The organism is Cytophaga sp. (assembly GCF_051961495.1).
In the GTDB taxonomy this organism is placed as follows: Bacteria; Bacteroidota; Bacteroidia; order Cytophagales; family Cytophagaceae; genus Cytophaga.
In genome coordinates this window covers 1-7,493 of record NZ_JBQCDF010000053.1, presented here as the reverse complement: position 1 = coordinate 7,493, position 7,493 = coordinate 1, and the positions used below count along the sequence as shown (strand labels likewise).

The window sequence follows — 7,493 nt, the reverse complement described above, 5'->3', positions numbered from 1 at the left end:
AGAAGGAACTGGAATCTTATCCGATCAAACCTTATCTGGAAAGCGATCATAGAGGTTCAGTAAAAGAATCTTTTATTGATGTGATCTGTGAACACACAACACCAAGTTTTGTAACCCCTTTTGAATACAAACATAACATTCGTTTTTCGCCGGATGAAGGTAAGTTTGTTTCTTATGTATTTGATTTTTCACAACGTTCGCTGATAGCAAATGTATCTATTTATGATAATACCGGTAAACAACTGAGCAAAGGAACTGTTACAATTGATATGGGTTATGTGAACCACGGCATCTACCTGAATAATAAAGGCGAGATATTTATTATTAATGCCAATGGCGTTGGCAAGGTGAATGTGATCCGCATGAATCTGGAAACACGGGCATTTGATGTCGTTGAAATACCAGGATCGAATTATAAGAAAGATGAGTTAATGGTTCAGTTCGTGAATGATGATGTGTTATATGTAGCCGCCATTGAATTGTCTCAGGAGAAAATTATCGGAGTTTCCTACTCACGTGCAAATTTTACTTCCATGACACTTGATAAAAACAACTTCGATCGTTTTGATGAAGCGGTGTTAAATAAAGTGACAGAAGGGAGAAAGACAAATAAAGCCATCAAGGGTGAAGAAAACTGGCTGGATTATGATTTGTCTCATGTATTCATTTCTGCCCAGGAAGAAGTGATTCTGATTCTGGAAAAGCGTTCGTTATATGCTGATGGCTATCCGCATATTGCCCCGGGTACATTTGATAAAAAACATCAGGTTGAAGTAAACGGACATGTACATACAGAGGGCATTATCGTATTGAGTTATAATAAAGACGCGAAAAGAAATTGGGTGGAATACATCGCCAAAAACCAGGTTTATCCATCAACCGATGGTTTGAATACCATCTCCTATGTAGTAGATAATTCACATCCTTCAGATATCCGTTTCTTATATGCAACGTCAGAATCCATGGATGGGTCGATCACTACGATTAATGTAATTCATATTAACCGCTCAACAGGTAAAAAAGTAAAAGAAGTTGTTTTACCAAATGAGTCTAAATTAATGCTTGTGCGTGATTATACCATCTGGGAAGAAGATGATAAACTGATCCTCGTTGGACGTAAAGGCATCATGGGCAAAGCCAGTGCAATTGTGCGCTATAAACTATAAAATGTTTTTAATATACACATACATATGAACGGAGAAAATATAGTAGACGCACTTACGCATGACGAAACAGATTTTTTTAAATCGAACAGTTATTTCATTGATGAAAAAGTTAACCTGTTCAAATTTGAAAATGCATATAAAGTTTATAACGAAGCCGGAGAACATATTGGCGCTGTAACACAACGTTTGTCTGTCGGACAAAAAATGCTTCGTTTGCTGGTAAATAAAAAAATACTGCCTTTTCAATTGGATATTTTAAATCATGAGGGTGAAGTACAAACAACGATCCAACGTGGCTGGACATTCTGGTTGTCTAAAATTGTTGTGTTGAATGCCAAAGGCGAATTGATCGGAACAATCAAACAGAAATTCAGTTTTTTTAAACCTGAATTTCAGATCACCAATGCAGCAGAAAAAAATATTGCAACTATTACAGGTGATTGGAAGGCATGGAATTTTCAAATCAAAGATCCTTCAAACAATCCTATCGGAACAATCAGTAAAAAATGGGCTGGTCTTGCTAAAGAAATGTTTACCAGTGCTGATAAATATAATGTAACAATCGATCCTGGTTTTTCTACGTCAGTTGCACACAAGCAGGCGGTCATTTCCTGTGCAATTACAATCGATATGGTTTTAAAAGAAAGTAAATAATTTATTCAATCAAATTTTAGTGCTATGAAAAAAATAATCATCTATGGAGCTTTTTTAGGAGTTATTTTAGCTTCATGTAATTCATCTAAATCACAAACAGCGGTCAGTGATAAAAAGGTTGACGAAAAGGCAATTCCGGTAACAGCTGCTGCTGCTACGGAAGAATCTGACCTGGAAGGAACCTGGGAACTGGTATCGCTTATGGGTGCGCAAAAAGTGCCGTTCAATGATTTATATCCAAATAAAAAGCCAACCATTGCTTTTGATGCAAGACCAAAACAGATCTCCGGTACTACAGGCTGTAATTCTTACACAGGATCCTATGTAATTGATGGCAGAACCATTTCATTTGGAACAGGCATGGCATTAACGAAGATGGCTTGCGAAGGTGAAGGCGAAGCATTGTTTGTTGAACGCTTGAAGAAAACGAATAAATTCTTTATCAAGGAACAGAACACATTGATGCTGCTGGAAGGTGATGTGGCCTTGCTCGAATTTAAAAAAATATTAGGGCCGAAGAGTTATTAAATTAGGATCTTTCAAGAGCAGCCTTTAAAAGTTTTTTGGAGGCTGCTCTTTTATTATAGTATATTATTGGTCTTCATCAATGAAAAATAAGATTATATTCATATTGCTATTTGTATTTTATACCCTAATAACATATGGTCAAAATGCTTTAATATTGATTAAAGTAAATAATGGATTTTGGGGATATGCAGATTTGAATGGCGATCTCACAATTCTGCCTCAATATATAAATTGCGACCCATTCTCTTCGAATGGTCTGGCAGTTGTTAAAAAAGGAACGGTTTACAAGATTATCAATGCACAGGCTGAGTATATACCTACAGAAGTAAATAGATTCTCTATTATAGAAGGCGCATTTGGCGTGGGTGCAAAGGGGTATAAAGATAATTTACTTGCTGTGAAAACCGGTGAGAAATGGGGTTTTTTAAATGCCAAAGGTAAGATTGCAATAGCCATGAAATATGATTATGTAACAGAATTTAATGGTGGGTATGCTGCAGCAGTTATTGGTGGTAGAAATATTATATTGGACACTCTGGGTTTTGAGCAGACTGTGATCAGCGCTGATTATATTAGCAAAATTGAACATTTTTCTGAAGGTTTTGCACCAATAAAGCTTGGGAATGGTTTGCATGGCTTTGTTAATACAAAAGGTGAAATTGTAATCAAGCCACAATATAAAAATACTGGGGAGTTTTCAGGAGGATTGGCATGGGTAAGGAATGATAAAGACAAGGTAGGTTTTATCAACGTTAAAGGTGAATGGGTTATTAATCCAGTCTACTCGGTCGTAACAAGTTTTGATTATGTTTCAAAATTTGCCAAAGTTAAAGATAATAATGGTTGGCACTACATCGATTCAACCGGTAATAAGTTATTTGTATCTGATACTGAATCCTGGGGAGATTTCAGCGAAGGGCTTGCCATAGGAGAGCAGTCTGGGAAATATGGTTTTTACAACACAAGAGGCGAGTGGGTTATTAAGGCTCAATACGAAGCAGCGCGAAAATTCAGTAATGGATATGCTGCAGTCAGAATGAACGGAACATGGGGTCTTATTGATGTTACAGGTAAATGGGTCTTTAGACCAAAGTATGATGGTATGTATGATGTTGTATTGATTAAATAATTGATTGTAAAATAAAACTCAAAGACTTTTATTTTACCAGAAAACTTTCTCCGATGAGAATACCAAAAGATTTCAATGTTTCTACTCATGCCGATGGCAGTGTACATATTATTTTAAATAATTACGACGGCAATATACTCTCGTTACAGATTATTCTTTTAGTGTTACCCCTCTTAGTCAGTTCTGTGATCCTGGCAATAGATTTGAATATGTATTTCTTTTTAACAATTTCATTGCTTCTGCTTGTTATTTACTGGTGCTTCTATAATTACTACGATAGAACGAAGTTCATTTTTAATAAGGAAAACTTTGTTGTTTTAGAAGGCATGCATGGATTTGTAAAGTTAAACGTAAATCCTAATCAAATCCTGCGGATTGAAAAAAGAAGGAAATCGGGTAAAGAATTCTCAAGTGTAAAGTCAGGCAGGACGACCATAACGAGTCCGGTGTATCAGTTGTATATACATACTCAACACGAAGAATTATTGGTAACCGAACACGTGGGGCCTAATGGACAAGTATATTTGGAAGAAGCTATAAATGTCTGGTTAAGGAAATCCATAGGTGAAGAATGAGATATGACATTATTTAGTTAAAGGCTAATTTCAGAAGATGAAAGATAGCCGTGAATAAAGGAACGCACAGGAATGATTTTTAAAAAGTGAAGTTACTCATACAAAAATGGATGTATAGTTATTTCAAATTTGTATTTTTATACAAATAAATGCGGAAAGCATTTTAGTAAATAATAATACATTATCATCTTTGTCTTCATCACAGAATAAAATATATTTTGATTACCTTCAAAGCTTCAGAGGTTTTGCAGTAATTAATGTGATTTTGCGCCATGCAATCATTCTTTTTTATTTTGGTAGTTTAAACGTGGACATTAATCCGGATTCAGCAATTTCTATGTTTAATATGCTGGCATTACGGGGTGTTACCATGTATTTCACAATTCTATCGGGAATATTATTTTCTGCTGTTTTTAAAAATCGGGGATACATAAAATTCTATAGAGATAAGTTCTTCTATCTTGTTATTCCTTATATATTTTTTTCCATATGGTTGACATTGTTTAAAAATATATCCTTCGAACCGTTTCATATAGATTTAAAAGGCTTCTACTCTATGTTACCTCTTGACCTATTATGTGGGAAATCAGAATATGCGTTATGGTACATTCCTGTATTTATTATCATTTGTACGCTTACTCCCTTGCTGGATTTTTTGCTGCATAAAAATAGTTTTACCCGCTGTATTTTTTTCTTATTTGTTTTGGCTCCGCTTTTCATAGCGCGTGCTAAATTTGTGGATACAACTTATATCAGGGTTGAAACAGTAATCTATTTTACAGGCTCGTATGCAATAGGCATGTATTGTGGTTTGGATCTGGAAAAAACAATGCAGGTGATTGAAAAAAGACTTGTATTTATAATAGGTGTTGTAGTGCTTGTTACCGCAGGACTTTTTTATAAAATATCAATGCCTGGTTTTATAAACGTAACAGAGTCTTTTTTTTATGTTCAAAAAGTAGCTCTGGCTTTTCTCGTAATGCTATTCTTCAAAATGCTGGGAGAAAAACAACCTGACTGGCTGCGATTTGTCGCTAAAGATTCTATGTTAACATATTTTATGCATGGAGTTGTATTAACTACCACGGGATCTTTATTCTATTTTCTTTATGAATATGAAAATATCTATCCGTTGAATATCATTGTTGCGATAATCATTCTTACAATTACAACTCTGCTCATCTGTAAAGGCATTATTTATCTGCTCCGGAAACTATTAGGCAGCAGGGCAAAAATGTTCTTAGGTTCTGCCTGATTATTTTCTTCGGATACCAATTACATTAGGGATTTCCCAGTATACCTTGTTGTTATCATTCTCCGTAAATCCGGTTTCATAACTTCCCATTTTCTTTACAGATGCATTCGGGTGATCCAGGTAAAAAGAGGCTTCGGGCCCGCCCTCTAAGTACATCAAACGTTTTAGCTGTAAGTCTGATTGCAGTAGCATATTGGTATAGTCCAGCACTTTGTAAGGTGATCTGGAGAAAATGAATAAAATATTTCCAGCTTTATCTTCCGCTAATAATACCATGCTCCATTTTTTTTCAGATGCCTGCCAGGTGGCTTTGCCATCACAATTAACCATGCGGATTCCCTGACTGAAACACGTATAACTGCTTTTAGCCACCGCCCAATCTTCGCAGGTAAGATCAATCAACGTGGCAGATTTTTTACTGGTATCTTTTGGATTGAAAGTGAAAACAGTTTTGTAACTGGGATTTAACGTAGCGTTGTTGGTATAAGTGCCGTTTTTCATATACCCGGTGCATGTCTGGAAATTGCCTTCGAGTTTGAACATGCCTGCGTTTACAGCTGCTATCAATTTGTTTTCTGTACAGATCTGATCAATCTTTTTATTACCGTTTTTCTTTTGTTCCATGCATTCCAGTTCAAAAGTGAAATAAGCAGGATTAATTCTGAGTACATCAATCTTTGAATCAGCATAACTTGATTTTACCGGTGCATCCAGAAGTGCGTAATCCAAACCCTTTTCCAGGTTTTGCCAGACAATGGTTTCTTTTTTTGAAGATGTTGCAGCAACGCAAATAAATAAGATTGGTATATAGGCCAGGTGTTTCATAAATGATCAGGTCTTATTATTCATAATGCAGAGATTGGTAAAAGATACAAGCAAGCGGAAAACATATTGGGAGGATTGATTTATTTTTAATCTTTGAACAATATAAACAGCAATGACTTAATTACATAATCTGTATCTTTTAGCATTAATTTTATTATGGTAGCATAGACTGTCAATTATGCAAAAGATCTTTATTAGAAAATATACACTTGTTGGAATGTTGCTTGCTGCCGTTACAATATTTTTTTCCTGCACAGATAAAAAGGAATACACTATGGAGCTGGCCTTCCAGCGTGAAATGACTGCGCAGTCCATACGTGAGAACGACCGTTTATTAAAACGCGTTGAAAAGGAAATTGCCGACAATGGAGACCGGCCAGTAGAAGTTGTAATCCGGAAGCAGGCGCAGCATCTTGTAGAGGTGCGGAACAAATGCATCGATTCGTTACAATCAGTATCTGTTTTGATGGAAAATATCAAACCTGTTTTGCAGCAGTCTGGTCAGAAAGATAGTAATGCATTGCCCTTGTTGCATTATTATCAGACGGAATTAAAACAGAAAAATGATTCACTGTTATTTCAAAAGTTCATAAATATTTATTTAACATTTGAGAAAAAAGCGTTGAATGAATTCCTGAGCCAGGTTTCATCCTGCAATTGGGAAATGCATCTGATATCTCATGTAATTACTGAGCGGGATACAGCTACCTCCGGGCAGGTTTATGAATTAACAGTTGTGCCGGATATGTATGACAACAAAATAACGTATACCAATGATGATTGTGAGGTGAGCGTTTTTAAAGATGAAATACTTTTGGACTTGAAACCAACTATTACTAAAAGAGGGCCTGTGTTTTTAATTTCCTTACATCCGACAGAAGCTGGTACATATAAAATCAAAGGAACATTTACCCAGCAGGCTTATGAACATTCCTATATTTTTACCAATACATTTACAAAAAGTTTTATTGTAAAATAAACCGGAATTGTAGTTTTCTACAGGTCAAATTTTTGTGTTAAGTCTGCCGATTTAAGTATATTAATACTTAAATCAGCAGACTTAACCATTTATCTATGTCGATACATTTTCCTGAAAAATCTGTATTCATGTGTGCAGGCAGCAAATGCGGCCAGCATAAAGATGTACGGAAATTTATAAAAGCATCGATTAAACAACATCATGCGAAAGGCCGCATCGAAGTTTTTAAAATGGAATGTTCGGATCGTTGCAAACATGCGCCGGTACTTTGTGTACAGCCCGATAATAAATGGTATTCGGATATTTCGCTTGCCGATGCAGAAAAAATTGTTCAGGACCTCTTGGCATAAAAAATCCCATCCCGATAGCTATCGGGATGGGA

General features: G+C 35.7%; 9 protein-coding genes. 8 read left to right on the top strand and 1 reads right to left on the bottom strand.

What is annotated here, in order from left to right:
* The 6 genes from ACTHJT_RS02585 to ACTHJT_RS02560 all read left to right on the top strand — a co-directional run.
* Nucleotides 1-1,166, top strand: a 1,166-nt coding sequence (locus ACTHJT_RS02585) for a hypothetical protein (protein WP_440236173.1), incomplete at its 5' end; no start/stop codon positions are given.
* A 24-nt stretch (nucleotides 1,167-1,190) separates the two neighbouring features.
* A complete protein-coding gene (locus ACTHJT_RS02580; RefSeq protein ID WP_440236172.1) occupies nucleotides 1,191-1,820 on the top strand; it encodes an LURP-one-related/scramblase family protein in 630 nt (209 codons plus the stop codon).
* Between the two features lie 24 nt (nucleotides 1,821-1,844).
* Nucleotides 1,845-2,348: an META domain-containing protein gene (locus ACTHJT_RS02575; RefSeq protein WP_440236171.1), complete on the top strand. Its 504-nt coding sequence runs from the start codon at nucleotides 1,845-1,847 to the stop codon at nucleotides 2,346-2,348.
* A gap of 79 nt (nucleotides 2,349-2,427) precedes the next feature.
* A complete protein-coding gene (locus ACTHJT_RS02570; RefSeq protein WP_440236170.1) occupies nucleotides 2,428-3,477 on the top strand; it encodes a WG repeat-containing protein in 1,050 nt (349 codons plus the stop codon).
* A gap of 53 nt (nucleotides 3,478-3,530) precedes the next feature.
* The gene (locus ACTHJT_RS02565; RefSeq protein ID WP_440236169.1) at nucleotides 3,531-4,052 is read left to right on the top strand and encodes a hypothetical protein; all 522 of its coding nucleotides are present in this window, start codon (nucleotides 3,531-3,533) and stop codon (nucleotides 4,050-4,052) included.
* Between the two features lie 190 nt (nucleotides 4,053-4,242).
* Nucleotides 4,243-5,307 (top strand): acyltransferase family protein, encoded by a 1,065-nt coding sequence (locus ACTHJT_RS02560; protein ID WP_440236168.1) that lies wholly within the window; start codon nucleotides 4,243-4,245, stop codon nucleotides 5,305-5,307.
* On the opposite strand, the gene ACTHJT_RS02555 is transcribed toward ACTHJT_RS02560, so the two are convergent.
* A complete protein-coding gene (locus ACTHJT_RS02555) occupies nucleotides 5,308-6,132 on the bottom strand; it encodes a phosphodiester glycosidase family protein (protein ID WP_440236166.1) in 825 nt (274 codons plus the stop codon).
* A 178-nt stretch (nucleotides 6,133-6,310) separates the two neighbouring features.
* Between ACTHJT_RS02555 and ACTHJT_RS02550 the strand changes: the two genes are divergently transcribed.
* Nucleotides 6,311-7,111: a hypothetical protein gene (locus tag ACTHJT_RS02550; RefSeq protein WP_440236165.1), complete on the top strand. Its 801-nt coding sequence runs from the start codon at nucleotides 6,311-6,313 to the stop codon at nucleotides 7,109-7,111.
* 95 nt (nucleotides 7,112-7,206) lie between these two features.
* Nucleotides 7,207-7,461 (top strand): (2Fe-2S) ferredoxin domain-containing protein, encoded by a 255-nt coding sequence (locus ACTHJT_RS02545; protein ID WP_440236163.1) that lies wholly within the window; start codon nucleotides 7,207-7,209, stop codon nucleotides 7,459-7,461.
* Nucleotides 7,462-7,493 lie beyond the last annotated feature (32 nt).

What these genes read in the sequence shown, in the direction of transcription:
- ACTHJT_RS02580 (WP_440236172.1), top strand. Translation starts at nt 1,191, where the DNA reads ATGAACGGAGAAAATATAGTAGACGCACTTACGCATGACGAAACAGAT.
- ACTHJT_RS02575 (WP_440236171.1), top strand. Translation starts at nt 1,845, where the DNA reads ATGAAAAAAATAATCATCTATGGAGCTTTTTTAGGAGTTATTTTAGCT.
- ACTHJT_RS02550 (WP_440236165.1), top strand. Translation starts at nt 6,311, where the DNA reads ATGCAAAAGATCTTTATTAGAAAATATACACTTGTTGGAATGTTGCTT.
- ACTHJT_RS02565 (WP_440236169.1), top strand. Translation starts at nt 3,531, where the DNA reads ATGAGAATACCAAAAGATTTCAATGTTTCTACTCATGCCGATGGCAGT.
- ACTHJT_RS02545 (WP_440236163.1), top strand. Translation starts at nt 7,207, where the DNA reads ATGTCGATACATTTTCCTGAAAAATCTGTATTCATGTGTGCAGGCAGC.
- ACTHJT_RS02570 (WP_440236170.1), top strand. Translation starts at nt 2,428, where the DNA reads ATGAAAAATAAGATTATATTCATATTGCTATTTGTATTTTATACCCTA.
- ACTHJT_RS02555 (WP_440236166.1), bottom strand. Translation starts at nt 6,132, where the DNA reads ATGAAACACCTGGCCTATATACCAATCTTATTTATTTGCGTTGCTGCA.